Origin of the sequence: Rhodobacter aestuarii, assembly GCF_900156655.1 — a bacterium.
Classification (GTDB): Bacteria; Pseudomonadota; Alphaproteobacteria; order Rhodobacterales; family Rhodobacteraceae; genus Rhodobacter; species Rhodobacter aestuarii.
Genome location: NZ_FTOG01000002.1, coordinates 386,595 through 406,042, shown reverse-complemented (window position 1 = coordinate 406,042; position 19,448 = coordinate 386,595). Strand labels below are relative to the sequence as shown.

Below are 19,448 nucleotides of genomic sequence, written 5' to 3'. Positions count from 1 at the left end.
AAGAATGGCCAATATCATCCTGCTGGGACCGCCCGGCGCCGGTAAGGGCACGCAGGCCCGCAAGCTGGTGGAAGAACGCGGTATGGTGCAGCTGTCCACCGGTGACATGCTGCGCGAGGCGAAGACCTCGGGCACCGAGATGGGCAAGCGCGTCGCCGAAGTGATGGACCGTGGCGAGCTTGTCACCGACGAGATCGTGATTGGCCTGATCGAAGAGAAACTGGCGTCCACCGAGGCCAATGGGTTCATCTTCGATGGCTTCCCTCGCACCTTGCCGCAAGCGGATGCGCTTGGCCGTTTGCTCGCCCGGATGGGGCAAAAGCTTGATGCCGTGATTGAGATGCGGGTGGATGACGCGGCGCTTGTGCGCCGTATCACTGGTCGCTTCACCTGCGGCAAATGCGGTGAGGTTTATCACGACGAAACCAAGCCGACGAAGGTTGAAGGCACCTGTGATGTCTGCGGCAGCCACGATATGAAGCGGCGCGCCGACGACAATGAAGACAGCCTCAAGACCCGGCTGATGGAATACTACAAAAAGACCTCGCCGCTGATCGGCTATTACTACCATGCGGGGGATTTGTTCTCGGTCGATGGTTTGGCCGAAATCGACAAAGTTGCCGCATCTATGGCTGCAATTTTGGATCAGCAAGCTTGATGCCTCTTGGCGCTTGACGTAGGGGGAAATTCCTTCTAGGTCACGGCGTCTCGCAAGAGAATCGCCCGAATCTCCGGGGTCCGGAGGTTTGGGCGTTTACGCCGTTCAGACTAATCTGAATATGTTGTGAAAAAAGGTTCTGGTGCTACGGAACCGCAACGAAAGGAAAGCACGCTTTGGCTCGTATTGCTGGCGTCAACATTCCGACCGGGAAACGCGTCCCGATCGCTCTTCAATATATCCACGGGATCGGCCCGATGTTCGCGAAACAAATCGTGGACGCCGTTGGCATCGACGATACCCGTCGTGTGAATGACCTCTCCGACGCCGAAGTGCTCGCCATCCGCGAATACATCGATGCGCATTTCACCGTCGAAGGTGACCTGCGCCGCGAAGTGTCGATGAACATCAAGCGTCTGATGGACCTTGGTTGCTACCGTGGCCTGCGTCACCGCAAGAACCTGCCGGTTCGCGGTCAGCGCACCCACACCAACGCTCGTACCCGCAAGGGCCCGGCGAAACCGATCGCCGGTAAGAAGAAGTAAGGGAGGGTAGCACATGGCTCGTGACAAGACTCGCGTTAAACGCAAAGAGCGTAAAAACATCGCCGCTGGCGTGGTGCACGTGAACTCCTCGTTCAACAACACCAAAATCCTGATCTCCGACGTTCAGGGTAACGCCATTTCTTGGTCGTCCTCGGGCACCATGGGCTTCAAGGGTTCGCGTAAATCGACCCCCTATGCCGCCCAGATGGCTGCCGAAGACGCTGCCCGCAAGGCGCAAGAACACGGCCTGAAAACCGTGGACGTGGAAGTGCAAGGCCCGGGTTCGGGCCGTGAGTCGGCGCTGCGCGCGCTGGCCGCTGTTGGCCTCAACATCACCTCGATCCGTGATGTGACGCCGATCGCGCACAACGGCTGCCGTCCGCCCAAGCGTCGCCGCGTCTGAGTGATTGTATTAAGCCGGGCCGCGCAGAGATCCTGCGCGGCCCGGTGTGTATCGTTTTTTCCTCGGGCGTTCCGGATTAGGGACATGGGTCCGGAACAAGAATGGAGGCAGAGCGCATGATCCACAAAAATTGGGCCGAGCTTATCAAGCCGACGCAGCTTGAAATCAAGCCGGGCAACGACCCTCAACGTCAAGCTACGGTTATCGCCGAACCGCTCGAACGCGGCTTTGGGCTTACGCTCGGCAACGCGCTGCGCCGCGTTCTGATGAGCTCGCTTCAGGGGGCGGCCATCACTTCGGTGCAGATCGACAATGTGCTGCATGAGTTTTCCAGCGTTGCTGGTGTGCGCGAAGATGTCACGGACATCATCCTGAACCTCAAAGGTATCGCGCTGAAGATGGATGTCGAAGGCCCGAAACGGCTGTCGATCTCGGCTAAAGGGCCGGGCGTCGTCACCGGCGGCGACATCTCGGAAAGCAACGGTATTGAAGTTCTCAACCGTGATCACGTGATCTGCCACCTTGATGATGGCGCCGACGTGTTCATGGAACTGACCGTCAACACCGGCAAAGGCTACGTGGCCGCCGACAAGAACCGCCCCGAAGATGCGCCGATTGGCCTGATGCCGATCGATGCGATCTATTCGCCGGTGAAGAAAGTCGCCTACGAAGTTCAGCCGACCCGTGAAGGTCAAGTGCTTGACTACGACAAGCTGACGATGAAAATCGAAACCGATGGCTCGCTGACGCCGGAAGACGCCGTGGCTTACGCTGCGCGCATCCTGCAAGACCAGCTGTCGATCTTCGTGAACTTCGAAGAGCCGGAATCGGCTTCGAAGCAAGACGCCGACGACGGGTTGGAATTCAACCCGCTGCTGCTCAAGAAAGTCGACGAGCTCGAGCTTTCGGTGCGTTCGGCGAACTGCCTCAAGAACGACAACATCGTCTACATTGGCGATCTTATCCAGAAAACCGAAGCCGAGATGCTCCGCACCCCGAACTTCGGCCGCAAATCGCTCAACGAGATCAAAGAAGTGCTCTCGTCGATGGGTCTGCATCTGGGCATGGAAGTCGAAGACTGGCCGCCGGAAAACATCGAAGATCTGGCCAAACGTTTCGAAGACCAGTTCTAAGTTTCGGGGGGCGGCAATGCCCCCCACCAATGCCCGGACTGCCGGGGAATTTTGGGCAAACGCCCCAACGACGACCTCCGCAACGCACGGGGGCCAACACAAAGCAAAACGCGACTTAGGAGATAGATCATGCGTCACGCTCGCGGTTACCGCCGTCTGAACCGTACCCACGAACACCGCAAAGCGCTGTTCGCCAACATGTGCGGCTCGCTCATCGAACACGAACAGATCAAGACCACCCTTCCGAAAGCGAAGGAACTGCGTCCGATCATCGAAAAACTGATCACGCTTGCGAAACGCGGTGATCTGCACGCCCGCCGTCAGGCTGCGGCGATGCTGAAACAAGACAAAGACGTTGCCAAACTCTTTGAAGTTCTCGGCCCGCGCTACAAAGAGCGTAACGGTGGCTACACCCGCGTTCTGAAAGCTGGCTTCCGCTATGGCGACATGGCGCCGATGGCTTTCATCGAACTGGTGGACCGTGACGTCGCTGCCAAAGGCGCCGCTGACAAAGCCCGCCTCGAAGCCGAAGAAGCCGCCGAGGATTGATCCTTTAGGCAGGCTTCCCTCGGGAAGTTTGGAAAACCCGCCTTCGGGCGGGTTTTTTCTTTGTGCGGTGCTTTCCGGCGTGCTGCGCGAAAATCCCACAGGCATAGACCCTTAGAGGTGGTGCGTTTCAGGGTCGGCAGGGGTTTGTAAAGTAAATTGATAATTTCAAGTTGATCTTTTAGGATCCGGCCTGTCTAAAAAGATATGCTTATTCACTCCGAGATCAGCAAACACCTGCGTGAGCTGTCCCGTCTGGCGCCGGACGGATACTTCATCGGTTTGCACATCCGGTTTGCGGCGCCGATCATGCAGTTCCAAACCTACCCCAAGGAATGGATCGACCATTACACCCAGCAAGGCTATGCGCTGCGCGATCCGACGATTGCTTGGGGCTTCTCGACGGAAGGGGCCTGCCGCTGGAGCGAATTCAATTTGCCCGACCCGTTTCATATTTTGGCCGAGGCAAAAACCTTTGGGTTGAATTACGGGGTCACCGTCTCTTGCGGCAAAATCGCCTCGCGGACGATTGCGTCATTCACGCTGCAGGACCGGGAATTTCGCGAAGATGAAATCGCGCAGATCTCTGATCTTGTGCATCGGTTGCATGACATCACCGAACCACCGCAGGAACTGACCAAAGCGCAGATCGAGGCTTTGCGCTGCGTGGCCGCCGGGGACCGTCATGCCGCTGCGGCGGCAAAGCTTGGGATCACGCAATCGGCGTTCAAGGCACGCCTTTTGTCGGCGCGCGAACGGCTGATGGCGCGGACCACGGCAGAGGCAATCCAGCGCGCGAAAGAGTATCGCTTGCTTTAAGCGCGGCCTCTTTCGTCTATCGGTCACGCCAGATAGGGTGGGGCCATCATGGCCGACCTTTTTGATACTCCCTCTCCGAATGGGGCCGAAGCGCCTCGCCCGCTGGCGGATCGCATCCGCCCGAAGCACCTCTCTGAGGTGATCGGGCAGCGGCATGTTTTGGGGCCTGAGGGGCCTCTTGGGGCGATGCTCGCGGCGGGGTCTTTGGGGTCGGTGGTGTTTTGGGGGCCGCCCGGCGTGGGCAAAACCACCATCGCCCGGCTCTTGGCGCATGAGACAGATCGTGCCTTCGTGCAAATCTCGGCGATCTTTTCGGGCGTGCCGGAACTGCGCAAAGTGTTTGAGGCCGCGAAACTGCGCTTTGCCCAAGGCAAAGGCACGCTGTTGTTTGTCGATGAAATCCACCGTTTCAACAAAGCCCAGCAAGACAGTTTCTTGCCGCATATGGAGGATGGCACGATCCTTCTGGTAGGGGCGACCACCGAAAACCCTAGTTTTGAACTTAATGCCGCGCTTTTGTCGCGCGCGCAGGTGATCATTCTAGAACGGCTGAGCCTTGCCGATCTGGAGCTTTTGGCACAGCGGGCCGAACAGGCGATGCAAAAGCCGTTGCCGCTCAAAGCCCCGGCGCGTGAGGCGCTCTTGGAAATGGCCGATGGCGATGGCCGCGCCGCTTTGAACCTGATTGAGCAGGTGATGGCGTGGAAGCTGGATAAACCGCTGGATACCGATGGCCTTTCAACGCGGCTGATGCGACGTGCCGCAAAATACGACAAATCCGGCGAAGAGCATTACAACCTGATTTCCGCTTTGCACAAATCGGTGCGCGGCTCGGACCCAGATGCTGCGCTTTACTGGTTTGGCCGGATGCTTGAGGGCGGGGAAGATCCGCGCTTTTTGGCGCGCCGTCTGACTCGGATGGCGGTGGAAGATATTGGCCTTGCCGATCCGCAGGCGCAAACGCACTGCCTTCACGCATGGGAAACCTATGAGCGGCTCGGTTCGCCCGAGGGGGAATTGGCGCTTGCGCAGGCGGTGATCTACCTTGCGCTCGCGCCGAAATCGAACGCGGGCTACGTGGCCTATAAAGCCGCGCGCGATGCGGCGCGCAAAACCGGCTCCGCGCCGCCGCCGCATCACATCATCAATGCGCCCACCAAACTGATGGCGGAACAGGGCTTTGGTGCGGGCTATCAATATGACCATGACGCCGAAGATGGCTTCTCGGGGCAGCATTATTTCCCCGATGGGATGAAGCGTCCGGTGTTTTACAGCCCCGTCGAACGCGGCTTTGAGCGCGAGTTGAAAAAGCGCGTCGATTGGTTTGCCAAGCTGCGCGAAAAGCGCGGCGGTTGACATTGCGCGCTAACGGCGCAAAGGAAACCGCATGATCCAGACCCTCCTCACCGTCGCGGCGGGCGGCGCGCTTGGCGCCTCGTTTCGCTATCTTGTCAACATCACCATGCCGCGTCTTTTGGGCCACGGGTTCCCTTACGCGACGATGGTGGTCAACGTCCTTGGCAGCTTCCTGATGGGAGTGATGGTCGTGGTGCTGGCCTATAAAGGCGGCACCCGAATGGCGCCTTTCCTGATGACGGGGGTTTTGGGCGGCTTCACCACCTTTTCGGCGTTTTCGCTTGATGCGGCAAAACTCTACGAATCGGGCGAAATCCTCACCGCCGCAGGCTATGTGATCGGCACGGTTGTTCTTGGTCTGGCCGCGCTCTTTGCGGGGATGGCCTTTGCGCGAGGGTTCTTTGCATGAGTGGTGTGCAGTTGATCAAGGTCACGGAAGACGAGGGCGAAAGCCGTCTGGACCGCTGGCTAAAGAAAAAGTTCCCGGTGCTGACCCAAGGCGCGGTGGAAAAGATGTGCCGCACCGGGCAATGCCGGGTGGACGGTGGCCGGGTGAAGGCTTCGGATCGGGTTGGTCCGGGCATGGAAGTGCGGGTGCCGCCGCTGCCCGAGGCGGGCGCGCAGGCCCCGGAAAGCCGGTCTGAAGCACGGCGCGAGCGCACCACGATTGCGCCCGCCGATGAAAAGATGATCCAAGAGGCCGTTTTGTGGCGTGATGAGCATATCATCGCGCTGAACAAACCGCCGGGCCTGCCGAGCCAAGGCGGCTCTGGGCAGGGGGATCGCCATGTCGATGGCCTGCTCGATGCGCTGAAGTTTGGCTATAAAGACCGGCCGAAAATGGTGCACCGGCTTGATAAAGACACCTCTGGTGTCTTGCTGATCGCCCGCACCGACCGGATTGCCCGCGCGCTTTCCGAAGCGTTCCGGCTCAAAACCACGCGCAAAATTTATTGGGCAGCGGTCGCCGGCGTACCGAGCCCGAAAAAAGGTACGATCCGCTACGGGTTGATGAAGGCCCCCGGCCATGGGCGCGGCGGCGAGGGCGAGAAGATGGTGTGCATCCATCCCGCCAAGATCGGCCAGCACCCGGATGCCAAACGCGCGACCACCGATTTTTCGGTGATTGAGGCGTTGGGGAGCCGCACTGCTTGGGTCGGCCTGGTGCCGATCACGGGGCGCACGCATCAGTTGCGCGCGCATATGGCCGAGCTTGGCCATCCGATCATTGGCGATGGCAAATACGGTGGTTCGGGCCAAGAAAACCTTGGCGATGGCTGGGGCGCGCAATTGGGCGGCGAGATCAGCCGTAAGTTGCATCTGCATGCCCGCACGATTTCCTTTGATCACCCGATCACCAAGAAACGCATCACCGTGACCGCGCCTTTGCCAAACCATATGGCGCGCACGTGGAAGACGCTGGGCTGGAGTGAAGCGGAGGCGCCGCTCGATCCGTTTGAGGACGCATAATGAAACTGGCTTTGTTTGATGTGGATGGCACGCTGAGCGATAGCCAAGCCCATATCCTTGCGGCAATGACGCAGTCGTTCAACGGGCAGGGGCTGCCTGTGCCGACGCGCGAAAAGGTGCTGTCGATCGTTGGGCTGTCTTTGCCGATTGCGATTGCGCAATTGGCGCCTGAGCAAGATGACACCACGCAGGCGGCCTTGGTCGAAGGCTATAAGCAAAGCTATTTCACAGGCCGCGCCGCTTCGCCCGCGCCGCTTTACCCCGGCGCGAAAGAGTGTTGCTTGCGGTTGGCGGAACGCGAAGACATGCTTTTGGGCATGGCCACGGGAAAATCTCGCCGCGGGGTGGAGGCGCTGATTGCGCATCACGGGCTAGAGGGGCTGTTCGTCACGCAGCAAGTGGCCGATGATAACCCCTCCAAGCCGCATCCGGGCATGGTGCTGGCGGCTTTGCGCGAGGCGGGGGTAGAGCCTGCCGATGCGGTGATGATTGGCGACACCACCTATGATGTGGAAATGGCGCAAGCGGCGGGTGTGAAGGCGATTGGCGTGAGCTGGGGCTATCACCCGGTCGAAGATCTGGTGGCGGCGGGGGCCGCGCAGATCGTGACCAGCTTTGCCGAACTGGAAACAGCGATTGCGGAGATTTTGCCATGAGCGGTTGGACGGCAAAACGATTCTGGAAAGAGGCGACGGTTGAAGAAGCCGAGGGCGGTTTTACCGTTAAGCTGGATGGCCGTGCCGTGAAAACGCCTGCCAAAGCCGCGCTGGTGGTGCCCACTCGGGCGATGGCGGAAGCGATTGCCGAAGAATGGCAAGCGCAAGGCGAGAAGGTCGACCCGAGCAGCATGCCGGTAACACGTTCGGCCAATGCCGCGCTCGATAAGGTGGCTGCGCAAAAGGACGAAGTGGCGGAATTGATCGCGGCCTATGGCGAAACCGATCTGCTGTGCTACCGCGCCGAAAAGCCCGAAGCCCTTGTGGCGCAGCAATGCGCGGCTTGGGATTGCTGGTTGGATTGGGCGGAACAGCGCTACTCCGCCCGGCTGAGCGTGACCCCCGGTATCGTGCCGATTTTGCAGCCCGCGCGCGCCTTGGTGGCGCTTGGGAAGCGAGTCGAGGCTTGTGATATTTGGGAGCTTGCGGCCTTGCACGATCTGGTTGGGCTCACCGGCTCGCTGATCTTGGGGCTGGCGGTGGCCGAAGGCGCTTTGGCGGGCGAAGCCGCTTGGGATCTGTCGCGCGTCGATGAAGAGTGGCAGATCGCCCAATGGGGCGCGGATGAAGAGGCCGCCGAACTCGCGGCGCTGAAAAAGCAGGCACTTTTGCATGCCGAGCGATTCTGGGGCTTGCGGCATTCTGTGTAAAACCCGCCCAGAGGGCGTGTGACAGGTCGTATTTGCGCGCCAGACGAGCATTTGCCCAATCACCGGGCGATTGCCGTTGCGAAAACCGTCGAGACGACTTGACCATCCGGACAGCATTCGCTCAAACTCGCCCATGCCGGGGCCGCGCGCGTGCCCCGAGACATGCCAGACCCGTGAAGGGCGCTCTCACCGCCGCTAAGGCGGCAACTCAGGAAGAGGTAAACATGAAAAAATCCGTATTCTTCGGTTCGCTGGTCCTCGCTGGCCTCGCGGCCGGTGTTGCGGGGGCGTCGACCCTCGACGACGTCAAAGCCCGCGGCGAACTGATCTGCGGCGTGAACCCGGGTCTGACCGGCTTTGCGGCACCGGATGCCAACGGCAACTACCAAGGTTTTGACGTTGCCGTCTGTAAAGCTGTTGCGGCTGCCGTTCTTGGCGACCCGATGAAAGTGAAATATGTCCCGCTGACCGGCGAGACCCGCTTCACCGCTCTGGCCTCGGGCGAAGTCGACATGCTGTCGCGTAACTCGACCTGGACCTTCTCGCGCGATACCGAGCTGGCGCTCGATTTCGTGGCCGTGAACTACTACGACGGCCAAGGCTTCATGGTGAACAAGAACCTCGGCGTGTCGTCTGCCAAGGAACTGGATGGCGCCACGATCTGCATTCAGACCGGCACCACCACCGAGCTCAACTTGGCTGACTACTTCAAAGCCAACAACATGAGCTACACGCCGGTGAACATCGCCGACGATGCCGAAGGCCAGCAAAAATTCCTTGCCGGCGCTTGCGACAGCTACACCACCGACGCTTCGGGCCTTGCCGCGTCGCGCGCCACCATGCCGAACGCCGACGAGATCGTGATCTTGCCGGAAATCATCTCCAAAGAGCCGCTTGGCCCGGCAGTGCGCCACGGCGACAACAACTGGGGTGATGTGGTGCGTTGGAGCTTCTACGCGCTGGTCGCTGCCGAGGAATATGGCGTGACTAAAGCCAACCTCGAAGAAGTTGCCGCCACGACCATGAACCCGGAAATCAAGCGCCTGCTCGGCCTTGAAGGTGACATGGGTGCCAAAATCGGCCTCGACAACGATTTCGCGAAACGCGCGATCCTTGCCGTGGGCAACTACGGCGAAGTGTTCGAAGCCAACATCGGCGCCAGCACCTCGATCGGTCTGGCCCGTGGTCTGAACGCGCAATGGACCCAAGGTGGTCTGATGTACGCGCCGCCGTTCCGCTAAGAACCGCTTTTCGGTGCGGCCGGGTCTATTGCCCGGCCGCATTGTCTTTTTTCAGCTCACGGGACCGCCAGGGCAATCGCCCAAAGAAAGTTGGCACAAGCCACGCAGGCGGACCGGACAGGGGATAACCATGACGCTCGCGAGTGATCCGCCGAAAGAGGGCTTTCGGCTCTCAATGCTCATTTATGACACGCGGTTTCGTTCGATCACCATTCAGGTGGTTGTGCTGCTGCTGTTTTTGGCCGGGCTGTTCTGGCTGCTCAACAATGCCTATGTGAACCTTGAGGCGAAGGGGAAGGACTTCAACTTCTCTTTCCTGTGGTCGCGTGCGGGTTATGATATCGCGCAAACGCTGATCCCCTACACCAATGACGACACGCATATGCGGGCCCTTGTGGTGGGGCTTTTGAACACGCTTTTGGTCTCGGTGCTTGGCTGTGTGTTGGCCACCCTCGTGGGAACCGTCGTGGGCGTGCTGCGACTGTCGCACAACTGGCTGGTTGCCCGGTTGATGACAGTCTATGTCGAGACCTTCCGCAACATCCCACTTTTGCTGTGGATCTTGCTTATGGGCACGATCTTGGCCGAAACGCGCCCGAGCCCGCGTGATTTCCGCTTTACCGATGCGATGCGCGAGGCAGGGCAAACGCCCGAAGCCTCGATGTGGTTCTTTGATACGATCGCCGTCACGAACCGCGGCACCTCGGTCGCGGCGCCGGTCTTTTCCAATTCGCTTGGCACCGTGGTGCTTCCGGGCAATATCCCCCTTAGCCTCAATGCGCTGGTATTGATGGTGGTGCTGGCGGCTTCGTTCTTTGGCTGGCGGCTCTTGATGCGCCGCGCCAAGGCGTTGCAAGAGGCCACCGGTGTGCGTCCTACCACATGGTGGCAAACGCCGCTTGTCCTGTTTGGCCCGGCGGCGGTGGTTTCCGTCTTGCTTGGCTTGCATCTCGATTATCCGACGATCACCCGCTTCGATTTTGAAGGCGGTTTCCAGATGCTGCACTCGTTCACCGCACTTCTGATCGCGCTGACCGTCTATACTTCGGCCTTCATCGCCGAGATCGTTCGCGCCGGGATCATGGCGATTTCCAAAGGCCAGACCGAGGCCGCCTATGCACTTGGTCTGCGCCCCAGTCGGACGATGAACCTCGTGATCTTGCCGCAGGCTTTGCGGGTGATTGTGCCGCCGCTGATTTCGCAATTCCTCAACCTCACCAAGAACTCCTCGCTGGCGATCGCGGTGAGCTACATGGATTTGCGCGGCACTCTGGGTGGTATCACGCTGAACCAAACCGGGCGCGAACTCGAATGCATGCTCTTGATGATGCTGATCTACCTGACGATCAGCCTCGTGATCTCGAGCGTGATGAACATCTACAACAAGTCGATCAAGCTGAAGGAGCGCTGAGATGAGCAATACCTCCTTCGTGCGCAACGAAATGCTGCCCCCCGCGCCGCCGCCGGTGTCGCAAACGGGGCTGGTGAAATGGCTGCGCGAGAACCTGTTTGCCGGCCCGTTGAACTCGGCGCTGACGGTGCTGGGGCTGGGCGCAGCGATCTGGCTTATTCAGGCCGCAGCGCCGTGGCTGCTGCATTCAGTCTGGGTGGCAGATTCGCAAAACGAATGCCGCGCCATCGTGCAAGAACGCTGGGGGCCGGATGCCACGGGCGCGTGCTGGGCGATCATTCGCGCGCGCTGGCACCAGTTCCTCTTTGGCTTCTATCCGATGGAGGAATACTGGCGGCTGTTCGTCACCTTTGCCGGGTTGCTCTTGGCGATCCTGCCGGTGCTGGCAACCTCGTTGCCGCGCAAGCTGCTTTGGGGCTCGGTGCTTTATCCGCTGGTGGCCTTTTGGCTGCTGTGGGGCGGCTCTGTCTGGGGGCCGATCCTGACGCTGGCGGGCTTTGGGCTTTGGGCGGCGGTGTTTTTGGCGCTGCAAGTGCGTTTGGGCGTTGTGGTCGCGGCGGGCGTTGGCCTGATCGTGGCGGCCGTCTTCTGGATCTACGGTGTTGATCCTATTGAGACGGGGCTGCAATCGGTGCTGCCCTTTGCCCTGCCTGAGGTGGATAGCGATCAATTCGGGGGCTTTCTGCTCGCGCTGGTGATCGGGGCGACCGCCATCGTGATTTCGCTGCCGCTGGGCATTTTGCTCGCACTTGGCCGCCAATCGGACATGCTGATCGTCAAATCGCTTTCGGTGGGCTTTATCGAGTTTATCCGGGGCGTGCCGCTGATCACGCTGCTCTTCACGGCCTCGCTGCTGCTGCAATACTTCCTGCCGTCGGATACCAAGTTCGATCTGATCTTGCGGGTGGTGATCTTGGTGACCTTCTTCTCGGCGGCCTATATCGCCGAGGTGATCCGGGGGGGCTTGGCCGCCTTGCCGCGCGGCCAATATGAGGCGGCGGATGCGCTGGGGCTGGATTACTGGCAGGCGCAGCGGTTGATCATCATGCCGCAAGCGCTGAAAATCTCGATCCCGGGGATTGTGTCCACCTTCATCGGTCTCTTCAAAGATACCACGCTTGTGGCCTTTGTGGGCCTGATGGACCCGCTCAAGGGCATCTCCACCGCCGTGCGCGCCGACATCAACTGGAAGGGCATCTATTGGGAGCCCTACATCTTCGTCGCCGTGATCTTCTTCATCTTCAACTTCAGCATGTCGCGTTACTCGATGTATCTCGAGCGCAAGCTGAAGCGTGACCACCGTTAAGGAGCGCCCCATGTCGGAGCCGAATACCCAAGCCGCCCGCGCGCAGATGCAGGTCAGCGACGAGGTCGCGATCCAAATTTCCAATATGAACAAGTGGTACGGTCAGTTCCACGTGCTGCGTGACATCAACCTTACGGTGCAGCGCGGCGAGCGGATCGTGATTGCCGGGCCCTCGGGCTCGGGCAAATCGACGATGATCCGCTGCATCAACCGGTTAGAAGAGCACCAAGCGGGCAAGATCATCGTGGACGGGATCGAACTGACCTCGGATCTCAAAAACATCGACAAGGTGCGTTCGGAAGTGGGGATGGTGTTTCAGCACTTCAACCTGTTCCCGCATCTGACGATTTTGGAAAACCTCACCCTCGCGCCGATCTGGGTGCGCAAAGTGCCCAAGCGCGAGGCCGAGGAAACGGCGATGTATTTCCTTGAGAAGGTGAAGATCCCCGAACAGGCCAACAAATATCCCGGCCAGCTTTCGGGGGGGCAGCAGCAGCGGGTGGCCATTGCGCGTTCGCTGTGCATGAAGCCGCGCATCATGCTGTTCGATGAACCGACCTCGGCGCTCGATCCCGAGATGATCAAGGAAGTGCTCGACACGATGATTGAGCTTGCCGAGGAGGGCATGACCATGCTGTGCGTGACCCACGAGATGGGCTTTGCGCAGGCGGTGGCGAACCGGGTGATCTTTATGGCTGACGGGCAGATCGTCGAGCAAAACAACCCGCATGACTTCTTCAACAACCCGCAATCGGAACGCACCAAGCAGTTCCTGAGCCAGATCCTCGGTCACTAAGGCGGTGGGGGCGCTGCCCCCACACCCCCGAGGTATTTAGACCAAAAAGAAAGGGCCGCCGTTTCGGGGGCCCTTTTGCATCTCGTTGCGATGGCTTCGCTTATTTGCCGCGGGTGGCGGGGGTGAAGAAGTCGAGCATCGAACCCTGACCGGGGGCGAGTTCGCTCCAATCCTCGATTTGGAAATCGACAATCAGCGTCGCGCAGGTCGGATATTTGCGGAAATCCGGGTCGTAATTCGGGCGCGAGGGCAGGCTGGCGGCCAGATCACCAATGCCGGGGTTATGCGCGATCATCATCACCGTCGGAGCTTTGGCTTTGCGCAACTCGGCCAGCAGCACATCGGGGCTGGCTTGATAGAGCGCTTCGACGAAATGCACCGGCGGGCGCGTTTCGATCACGGCCGAGGCAACGCCTTCCCAAGTTTCGCGGGTGCGCAGCGCGGTGGAACAAAGAACCTCTTCAGGTTCCAACCCACGCGAGGCGAGGAAATCACCCAATTCACGCGCGGCAATGCGGCCACGGGCGTTCAGCGGGCGGTCCTTGTCTTCGGTGTTTGGGTCATCCCAGCTCGATTTCGCGTGGCGGGTGAGGATCAGACGGCGGTGTCCGGCGGGGGTCATGTGTGAAACTGCCTCATGTGCCATGCGGATTGTGACGCCAGCCTGCCATAGCTTTCACTCAATGGGCAAGCCCGCCGCGCAAGGCATCCACCAGAAAGGCAAATTTCTCCCCCAGAAGTATTAAGGAAGTTGTGGCAAGCGGCGGTGTCATAGCCCCCCGCGCCGAAGGCATTCACCGGGCAGGCTGTGGCGCAAGGCGCGTCACATTTGGGGCAAGGGTTGGCTGCCGGAGCGGGCTGGGGGAGCCTTTCGGGCAGCGCCAGCGCCCCACGAAACGAGGTCCAAAGCCCCATCCGTGCATGCACGAGCATCTGCACCGGAGAGGCAAAAGCCTGCCCTGACCCCAGCGCCCATTGGAAAAACGGCGCATAGGGGGGCCCGTCAGAGGGGAGGATTGCCCGCCCGCCATGCGCCGTCGCCATGGCTTCAATCACCCGGCGCGACCAGCGGTCCAGCGGGTCCCGTGCGCCATCGGCAAACTCGGGCTGAGCTGTGACATGAGGCCAGAAGCCGGGTTCATCGGGGGCGAGAAGGAGGATCGTTTCCTCCCCTTCAAGCACCGCCCCCGCGACGAAAAGGCGCGCCGCGTCAAGGTCTTGCGTAAGGCGCTCGGGCAGGTTCACCGGCGGTGCGGCTTCACGCGCGGGACCGTCGAGCGGATCATCGAGCCCGCACCATGTTCGGTGAACAACTCTAGCAGGCAGGCATTCGCCACCCGGCCATCCAGAATCACCACGGCGCGCACGCCCTCTTTCACCGCTTGCAGCGCGGTTTCCACTTTCGGGATCATGCCGCCCGAGATCGTCCCATCGGCAATCAGCCCATGCACCTCATCGGGGGTCATCTGGGTGATCACCTCACCCTCTTTGTTCTTCACGCCCGCAACATCGGTCAGAAGAAGCAGGCGGTCGGCTTGCAACGCGCCCGCGATGGCGCCCGCTGCGGTATCACCATTGACGTTGAAGGTCTCGTTTTCATTCGGGCCGGTGGCCACTGGGGCAATAACGGGGATCATGCCCGCGCCGTAAAGATCGCGGATCACCTGCACGTTCATCTCGACCGGGCGGCCCACAAAGCCCAATTCCGGGTCATCGGCCTCGCAGACCATCAGATCATCGTCTTTGCCCGAAATGCCGATAGCACGGCCGCCTTGGTCGTTGATCGCTTGCACGATGCGTTTGTTGACCAGCCCCGAAAGCACCATCTCCACCACCTCGACGGTGGCCTTGTCGGTGACGCGCTTGCCGCGCACCCAATCGGATTTGATGCCGAGCTTGCCCAAAAGCTCGTTGATCATCGGCCCGCCGCCATGCACCACCACCGGGTTCATGCCGACTTGCTTCATCAAGACGATGTCGCGGGCAAATTCTGCCATGGCGTCATCGTCGCCCATCGCATTGCCGCCAAACTTCACCACCACCACGGCGTCGGTGTAGCGTTGCAGATAGGGCAGCGCTTCAGAGAGCGTTTTCGCGGTAGCGATCCAGTCACGGTCCATCGTCTGTTTTCTCATCACAAACCTCGGGAAAAGTCGCAACTTTGTTAGAACCAATCGCGTCCTATGCCAAGGGCATTGCCATTGCCGTGTCGGGGTTTAAGGGTAGGCGAAACGCAGGAGGGCGGCATGGACGGACGCAAAGTGATGCTTTTGACGGGTGCAAGCCGGGGGATCGGCCATGCCACGGTGAAGCGTTTTGCGCGTGAGGGCTGGCGCATTATCACCTGTTCGCGCCACCCGTTCCCCGAACAATGCCCTTGGGGCGGCGGGCGTGAAGACCATATTCAGGTCGATTTGGGCGATCCGGCAGCGACGATTGAAGCGATTGCCGAAATCAAGTCCCGCCTTGATGGGCGGCTCCATGCGCTGGTGAACAATGCGGGCATCTCGCCCAAGGGGCCGGGCGGATCGCGGTTGAACACGATCGACACCGATTTGCGCTCGTGGGGGCAGGTGTTCCATGTGAACTTTTTCGCCTCCATCGTGCTGGCGCGCGGGCTGAAGGATGAACTTTCCGCGGCCAAGGGGGCTGTGGTCAATGTGACCTCGATTGCGGGCTCACGGGTGCACCCCTTCGCTGGGGCCGCCTATGCGACCTCTAAAGCGGCGCTCAAGGCGCTCACGCGCGAGATGGCGCATGATTTCGGGCCGATGGGGGTGCGGGTCAATGCGATTGCCCCGGGTGAGATCGAAACCTCGATCCTATCTCCGGGCACCGAAAAGATTGTCGAAGGGCTGCCGCAACGCCGCTTGGGTCAGCCGCGCGAAGTGGCGGATGTGATCTGGTTTTTGTGTTCGGATGCGTCGAGCTACGTCACCGGCACCGAGATCGAGGTGAACGGCGGCCAGCACGTTTAGCCGTAGGGGAGGGGGCGCGTTGCGCGCGCCCCGCGCCTTAGGTCAGCGTGGCAATGATGGCGCGGAGCGTTTCGACCCCTTCACCCTTTTCGGACGAGGTGACGACGATTTCGGGATAGGCGGCAGGGTGCTTTTGCAACGCGCCTTTGACCTGTTCGATCACCTTTTCTCGCTCGGTCTTGGAGATTTTATCGACCTTGGTCAGCACCACTTGGAAGGTGACGGCAGAGCGGTCGAGCAGTTCCAAAATCTCGGCATCGACGGGTTTCACACCATGGCGCGCATCAATCAGCACAAAGGCGCGGCGCAGCGTGGCGCGGCCCGAGAGGTAGTTTTTCAAAAGCGCTTGCCACTTTTTCACTACCGCCACCGGCGCTTCGGCAAAACCATAGCCGGGCAGGTCGACCAGATAGGGGCCGTCTTGCGTGGTGAAGAAGTTGATCTCTTGCGTGCGGCCCGGCGTGTTGGAGGCGCGCGCAAGGTTCTTGCGGTTGGTCAGCGCGTTGATGAGCGAAGATTTCCCCACATTCGAGCGCCCGGCAAAGCAGACCTCAATCCGGTCGGCAGGCGGCAGGCCCGACATGGCGACCACACCTTTGAGAAATTCGACCGGGGCGGCAAACAAAAGCCGCCCGCGTTCGCGGCTGGCATCATCGGGGGCGGGGGCGAGGGTAAACTGCATCTGCATCATAGAACCTCCACTACGTCGCCTCGGGCGATTTCGCCACCCTCAATCACCACGGCATAAAGCCCAAAGTGCCAATCGCCGTTGAGTTTTTCGAGCCATTGCAGTGTCTCCAAATCTTCCGTGCCGCTCACCGGGTTCGCACAGGTCGCCCGGCAGCGGGTGATCGGCATGTCTACTTCTAGCACAGTCTCGCCAATGCGCAGTCGTTTGCCGATCAGGTTCCGTTCCGCCCAAGGGGCCCAGCCCTCGACCCAAAGATTGCCGCGAAAACGATGCCGCGAGAGTTCCACCCCGGCCGCCGCACCCAAAGCGGCGAGCGAGGCCATCGACAGAATAGAGATATAAGGCTGCGCCATGTCGGCCAAGGATTGCCCCTCAAGCCGCTCCACCGCGCGCGGGGCAGGGCGAGTCGCGGGCCAAAGCGGCTTGAGCCATTCGATCAGCTTGGCTTGGTCGGCGGGGCGGTCGGGGTCAATACGCAGGTGCCATAGATCAGGGTGGGTGAGTTCCACCGTGCCATCTTCATGCATCTGCGCTTGCACCGCCATTAACCCCGGTGCGGCCACACCGCGCACGAAGTTCATTTTCTTCGCCCATTCGGTGAGTGGGCTGTCGAACTTCGCGGCCTCATGCGAGATCGCCCAGGTGCGATCAAAAGGCAGAACGCGCCCCTGTGTCAGGGGCGCGCTGCGGATGTCTTCGTAGCCAATCGATTTGATCGGATGGCGAACGATATGGGCCAGATGACCGATCATTTCTTCGGCGCGGTTCCCGCGTCTTTTTTGCGGAAGCTCGCGACGATATTGCCAAACAGATCCGGCCTTTTGCCGTGCACGGTCATGATCGAATACTGCTGGATGAAGGTGATCGTGTTGTTCGCGATCCAGTAGAGCACGAGGCCCGAGGCGAAGCTGCCCAGCATGAACATGAAGATCCACGGCATCCAAGCAAAGATCATCGCCTGAGACGGGTCCGTCGGGGCCGGGTTCAGCTTTTGCTGGAACCACATCGAGATGCCGAGAAGGATCGGCAAGATGCCAAGGCTGAAGATGAAGAACATCGAGCCGGGTTCGGGCGTTGCGATCGGCAGAAGACCAAACAGGTTCAGGATCGACGACGGGTCCGGGGCCGAGAGGTCTTTGATCCAGCCGATCCAAGGTGCGTGGTAAAGCTCGATCGTGACGTAGATCACCTTATAGAGCGAGAAGAAGATCGGGATTTGCAGCAGAACCGGCAAGCAGCCCGCGGCGGGGTTGATCTTCTCGCGCTTGTAAAGCGCCATCATCTCGCGCTGCATCGCTTGCTTGTCGTCTTTGACGCGCTCTTTGATGGCTTCCATCATCGGCTGCGCCTCTTTCATCTTCGCCATCGAGATGTAGGAGGTCCGCGCCAGCGGGAAGACGAGCAGTTTGATGATCACGGTGAGCGCGATGATCGCAAAGCCCATGTTGCCGAGCACGGCATGGAGCCAGTGCAGCAGGCGAAACATCGGTTTCGTCAGGAAGTAATACCAGCCCCAGTCAATCGAATCGACGAAGCGGGTGATCTGCGGACGGCCTTGGTCGATTTCATCGCCAAGCAGGCTATCAAGCCAGCCGGGGTTGTTTTGATAATGGGCAATCGCTTCCCATTCTTTCGCTCCAGCAAAGAGCCGCGTGGTGACCGAGGTGGTCGCGCCAGCGGCCACTTCGGTGGCGGGCAGGCGGGTCTCGGTCTGGTAAAGATCGTTCGAGGCGACGTATTTCACCACCGAGGTGAAGCGGCTCGCTTCGGGGATGAGGGTGGTCATCCAGTATTTGTCGGTGAAGCCGGTCCAACCGTTCTCGGTGGCTTGCAGAATCTCGGCCTGACCTTCCCCCGCGACATCATCCAGCTTCGGGATCTTTTTGTATTTGATCTCCTGAAGTTGGCCGTCGGTCATCCGCACAAGGCCCTCGTGCAACACATAGACACGCGGCGTTTCGGGAATGCCGTGACGGGCGATGATGCCCCACGGCGCAAGGCTCACGGCGGCGGCACCATTGTTGGCAACGGTATCGGTCACGGTGAAGAGGAATTCCGGGTCAACCGCGATGGTGCGGGTGAAGATTTGGCCCGCACCGTTGTCCCAGGTCAGGGTGAGCGGCGTTTCCGGGGTCAGTTTGGCCCCTTCGGGCGCGGTCCAAAGCGTTTTCGGCCCCGGCACTTGCGACGGCGTCAGGCCGGCCACGGGCGACCAGCCGTAAAGCACGTAATAGGGGTTCGCGTTTAGCTCGGTGCCGCCCACGGGCGACAGCAGCCGCACCATCGGCGAGTCGTCCGACAACTCGACATGATAGCTTTTCAGCGAAAGATCATCGAAACGCGCGCCCATCAGCGAGATCGAGCCGGTGAGTTCCGGTGTGTCGATGCTGATCCGCGGGGCGGTTTCTACTGCGGCTGCAGGCGCTGCCGCTTCGGGCAATGCCGGGACAGCCGTCGCAGCGGCCACCGGGGGCGTTGCGGTTGCTTCGCTCGTCGCCGTGGTCGCGGTGGTCTCACCTTCCGGCTCCACCGGGGCCGGCGGCGGGAAGAAGACCGTCCACACGACGATGACCAATGCCGACAGCACGGTCGCGAGCATGAGGTTCTTGTTCTGATTGTCCATAGGCGTTGGATTCCCCTGCCGATCCGGGTTCGGTGCGGTTCAACAGAAGGGGCGGCCAAAGGTCAAGCGCTTTCGCGCCCGATTTGGGCCTGTGGTTCCTCGCGCG

Annotated in this window: 22 protein-coding genes; 16 read left to right on the top strand and 6 right to left on the bottom strand. The window is 60.4% G+C overall.

What is annotated here, in order from left to right; all coding sequences use genetic code 11:
* The first annotated feature begins 4 nt into the window (after positions 1-4).
* The 15 genes from BW967_RS05160 (at position 5) to BW967_RS05090 (ending at position 13,050) form a co-directional block, all read left to right on the top strand.
* Complete coding sequence (locus BW967_RS05160; RefSeq protein ID WP_076483961.1) at positions 5-658, top strand: adenylate kinase; 654 nt, start codon at positions 5-7, stop codon at positions 656-658.
* A gap of 176 nt (positions 659-834) precedes the next feature.
* The gene (rpsM, locus tag BW967_RS05155; RefSeq protein WP_076483960.1) at positions 835-1,203 is read left to right on the top strand and encodes a 30S ribosomal protein S13; all 369 of its coding nucleotides are present in this window, start codon (positions 835-837) and stop codon (positions 1,201-1,203) included.
* Between the two features lie 13 nt (positions 1,204-1,216).
* Positions 1,217-1,606, top strand: coding sequence for a 30S ribosomal protein S11 (gene rpsK, locus BW967_RS05150; protein ID WP_013066070.1), 390 nt, complete (start codon positions 1,217-1,219; stop codon positions 1,604-1,606).
* 116 nt (positions 1,607-1,722) lie between these two features.
* Positions 1,723-2,739, top strand: coding sequence for a DNA-directed RNA polymerase subunit alpha (locus tag BW967_RS05145; RefSeq protein WP_076484028.1), 1,017 nt, complete (start codon positions 1,723-1,725; stop codon positions 2,737-2,739).
* Positions 2,740-2,868: 129 nt separating this feature from the next.
* The gene (gene rplQ / locus BW967_RS05140) at positions 2,869-3,288 is read left to right on the top strand and encodes a 50S ribosomal protein L17 (RefSeq protein ID WP_076483959.1); all 420 of its coding nucleotides are present in this window, start codon (positions 2,869-2,871) and stop codon (positions 3,286-3,288) included.
* A gap of 204 nt (positions 3,289-3,492) precedes the next feature.
* Positions 3,493-4,104, top strand: a complete 612-nt coding sequence (locus tag BW967_RS05135; protein WP_076483958.1) for an autoinducer binding domain-containing protein — start codon at positions 3,493-3,495, stop codon at positions 4,102-4,104.
* A 48-nt stretch (positions 4,105-4,152) separates the two neighbouring features.
* Complete coding sequence (locus BW967_RS05130; protein WP_076483957.1) at positions 4,153-5,460, top strand: replication-associated recombination protein A; 1,308 nt, start codon at positions 4,153-4,155, stop codon at positions 5,458-5,460.
* A 31-nt stretch (positions 5,461-5,491) separates the two neighbouring features.
* Positions 5,492-5,869, top strand: a complete 378-nt coding sequence (gene crcB, locus BW967_RS05125; protein ID WP_076483956.1) for a fluoride efflux transporter CrcB — start codon at positions 5,492-5,494, stop codon at positions 5,867-5,869.
* Complete coding sequence (locus BW967_RS05120) at positions 5,866-6,930, top strand: RluA family pseudouridine synthase (protein ID WP_076483955.1); 1,065 nt, start codon at positions 5,866-5,868, stop codon at positions 6,928-6,930. Before crcB ends, BW967_RS05120 begins: the two co-directional genes overlap by 4 nt.
* Entirely contained in the window at positions 6,930-7,586 is a 657-nt protein-coding gene (locus tag BW967_RS05115) for an HAD-IA family hydrolase (protein ID WP_076483954.1), read from the top strand. The genes BW967_RS05120 and BW967_RS05115 overlap by 1 nt, the downstream gene beginning before the upstream one ends.
* Positions 7,583-8,296, top strand: coding sequence for an ATP12 family chaperone protein (locus tag BW967_RS05110; RefSeq protein ID WP_076483953.1), 714 nt, complete (start codon positions 7,583-7,585; stop codon positions 8,294-8,296). The genes BW967_RS05115 and BW967_RS05110 overlap by 4 nt, the downstream gene beginning before the upstream one ends.
* Before the next feature lie 224 nt (positions 8,297-8,520).
* Positions 8,521-9,537, top strand: a complete 1,017-nt coding sequence (locus BW967_RS05105) for an amino acid ABC transporter substrate-binding protein (protein WP_076483952.1) — start codon at positions 8,521-8,523, stop codon at positions 9,535-9,537.
* Positions 9,538-9,667: 130 nt separating this feature from the next.
* Entirely contained in the window at positions 9,668-10,948 is a 1,281-nt protein-coding gene (locus tag BW967_RS05100) for an amino acid ABC transporter permease (RefSeq protein WP_076483951.1), read from the top strand.
* A 1-nt stretch (position 10,949) separates the two neighbouring features.
* Positions 10,950-12,254 (top strand): amino acid ABC transporter permease, encoded by a 1,305-nt coding sequence (locus BW967_RS05095; RefSeq protein WP_076483950.1) that lies wholly within the window; start codon positions 10,950-10,952, stop codon positions 12,252-12,254.
* A 10-nt stretch (positions 12,255-12,264) separates the two neighbouring features.
* Complete coding sequence (locus BW967_RS05090; RefSeq protein ID WP_076483949.1) at positions 12,265-13,050, top strand: amino acid ABC transporter ATP-binding protein; 786 nt, start codon at positions 12,265-12,267, stop codon at positions 13,048-13,050.
* Between the two features lie 100 nt (positions 13,051-13,150).
* On the opposite strand, the gene BW967_RS05085 is transcribed toward BW967_RS05090, so the two are convergent.
* From BW967_RS05085 to argB, 3 genes are read right to left on the bottom strand one after another with little or no spacing between them, the layout of a single operon-like run.
* A complete protein-coding gene (locus BW967_RS05085) occupies positions 13,151-13,672 on the bottom strand; it encodes a SixA phosphatase family protein (protein WP_076483948.1) in 522 nt (173 codons plus the stop codon).
* Positions 13,669-14,295, bottom strand: coding sequence for a ferredoxin (locus BW967_RS05080; protein WP_083951949.1), 627 nt, complete (start codon positions 14,293-14,295; stop codon positions 13,669-13,671). The genes BW967_RS05085 and BW967_RS05080 overlap by 4 nt, the downstream gene beginning before the upstream one ends.
* On the bottom strand, positions 14,292-15,170 hold the full coding sequence (gene argB, locus BW967_RS05075) for an acetylglutamate kinase (protein WP_076483947.1): 879 nt from the start codon (positions 15,168-15,170) through the stop codon (positions 14,292-14,294). The genes BW967_RS05080 and argB overlap by 4 nt, the downstream gene beginning before the upstream one ends.
* Before the next feature lie 126 nt (positions 15,171-15,296).
* Here argB and BW967_RS05070 point away from each other — a divergent pair, with 126 nt between their 5' ends.
* On the top strand, positions 15,297-16,028 hold the full coding sequence (locus tag BW967_RS05070; RefSeq protein ID WP_076483946.1) for an SDR family NAD(P)-dependent oxidoreductase: 732 nt from the start codon (positions 15,297-15,299) through the stop codon (positions 16,026-16,028).
* 37 nt (positions 16,029-16,065) lie between these two features.
* Here the strand turns inward: BW967_RS05070 and yihA are convergent, their stop codons facing one another.
* The 3 genes from yihA to yidC are packed head-to-tail and all read right to left on the bottom strand — an operon-like array spanning position 16,066 to position 19,342.
* Positions 16,066-16,716: a ribosome biogenesis GTP-binding protein YihA/YsxC gene (yihA, locus tag BW967_RS05065; RefSeq protein WP_076484026.1), complete on the bottom strand. Its 651-nt coding sequence runs from the start codon at positions 16,714-16,716 to the stop codon at positions 16,066-16,068.
* Positions 16,716-17,471 (bottom strand): MOSC domain-containing protein, encoded by a 756-nt coding sequence (locus tag BW967_RS05060; RefSeq protein ID WP_076483945.1) that lies wholly within the window; start codon positions 17,469-17,471, stop codon positions 16,716-16,718. The genes yihA and BW967_RS05060 overlap by 1 nt, the downstream gene beginning before the upstream one ends.
* Complete coding sequence (yidC, locus tag BW967_RS05055) at positions 17,468-19,342, bottom strand: membrane protein insertase YidC (protein ID WP_076483944.1); 1,875 nt, start codon at positions 19,340-19,342, stop codon at positions 17,468-17,470. Before yidC ends, BW967_RS05060 begins: the two co-directional genes overlap by 4 nt.
* Between the last annotated feature and the right edge of the window lie 106 nt (positions 19,343-19,448).

Bases quoted from the DNA above. Each gene is read 5' to 3' on its own strand.
- BW967_RS05145 (WP_076484028.1), top strand. From the start codon at position 1,723: ATGATCCACAAAAATTGGGCCGAGCTTATCAAGCCGACGCAGCTTGAA.
- BW967_RS05120 (WP_076483955.1), top strand. From the start codon at position 5,866: ATGAGTGGTGTGCAGTTGATCAAGGTCACGGAAGACGAGGGCGAAAGC.
- rplQ (WP_076483959.1), top strand. From the start codon at position 2,869: ATGCGTCACGCTCGCGGTTACCGCCGTCTGAACCGTACCCACGAACAC.
- rpsK (WP_013066070.1), top strand. From the start codon at position 1,217: ATGGCTCGTGACAAGACTCGCGTTAAACGCAAAGAGCGTAAAAACATC.
- BW967_RS05130 (WP_076483957.1), top strand. From the start codon at position 4,153: ATGGCCGACCTTTTTGATACTCCCTCTCCGAATGGGGCCGAAGCGCCT.
- BW967_RS05095 (WP_076483950.1), top strand. From the start codon at position 10,950: ATGAGCAATACCTCCTTCGTGCGCAACGAAATGCTGCCCCCCGCGCCG.
- BW967_RS05070 (WP_076483946.1), top strand. From the start codon at position 15,297: ATGGACGGACGCAAAGTGATGCTTTTGACGGGTGCAAGCCGGGGGATC.
- BW967_RS05100 (WP_076483951.1), top strand. From the start codon at position 9,668: ATGACGCTCGCGAGTGATCCGCCGAAAGAGGGCTTTCGGCTCTCAATG.
- argB (WP_076483947.1), bottom strand. From the start codon at position 15,170: ATGGACCGTGACTGGATCGCTACCGCGAAAACGCTCTCTGAAGCGCTG.
- BW967_RS05090 (WP_076483949.1), top strand. From the start codon at position 12,265: ATGTCGGAGCCGAATACCCAAGCCGCCCGCGCGCAGATGCAGGTCAGC.
- BW967_RS05115 (WP_076483954.1), top strand. From the start codon at position 6,930: ATGAAACTGGCTTTGTTTGATGTGGATGGCACGCTGAGCGATAGCCAA.
- BW967_RS05085 (WP_076483948.1), bottom strand. From the start codon at position 13,672: ATGACCCCCGCCGGACACCGCCGTCTGATCCTCACCCGCCACGCGAAA.
- BW967_RS05135 (WP_076483958.1), top strand. From the start codon at position 3,493: ATGCTTATTCACTCCGAGATCAGCAAACACCTGCGTGAGCTGTCCCGT.
- yidC (WP_076483944.1), bottom strand. From the start codon at position 19,342: ATGGACAATCAGAACAAGAACCTCATGCTCGCGACCGTGCTGTCGGCA.
- BW967_RS05110 (WP_076483953.1), top strand. From the start codon at position 7,583: ATGAGCGGTTGGACGGCAAAACGATTCTGGAAAGAGGCGACGGTTGAA.
- crcB (WP_076483956.1), top strand. From the start codon at position 5,492: ATGATCCAGACCCTCCTCACCGTCGCGGCGGGCGGCGCGCTTGGCGCC.
- BW967_RS05105 (WP_076483952.1), top strand. From the start codon at position 8,521: ATGAAAAAATCCGTATTCTTCGGTTCGCTGGTCCTCGCTGGCCTCGCG.
- BW967_RS05160 (WP_076483961.1), top strand. From the start codon at position 5: ATGGCCAATATCATCCTGCTGGGACCGCCCGGCGCCGGTAAGGGCACG.
- yihA (WP_076484026.1), bottom strand. From the start codon at position 16,716: ATGCAGATGCAGTTTACCCTCGCCCCCGCCCCCGATGATGCCAGCCGC.
- BW967_RS05060 (WP_076483945.1), bottom strand. From the start codon at position 17,471: ATGATCGGTCATCTGGCCCATATCGTTCGCCATCCGATCAAATCGATT.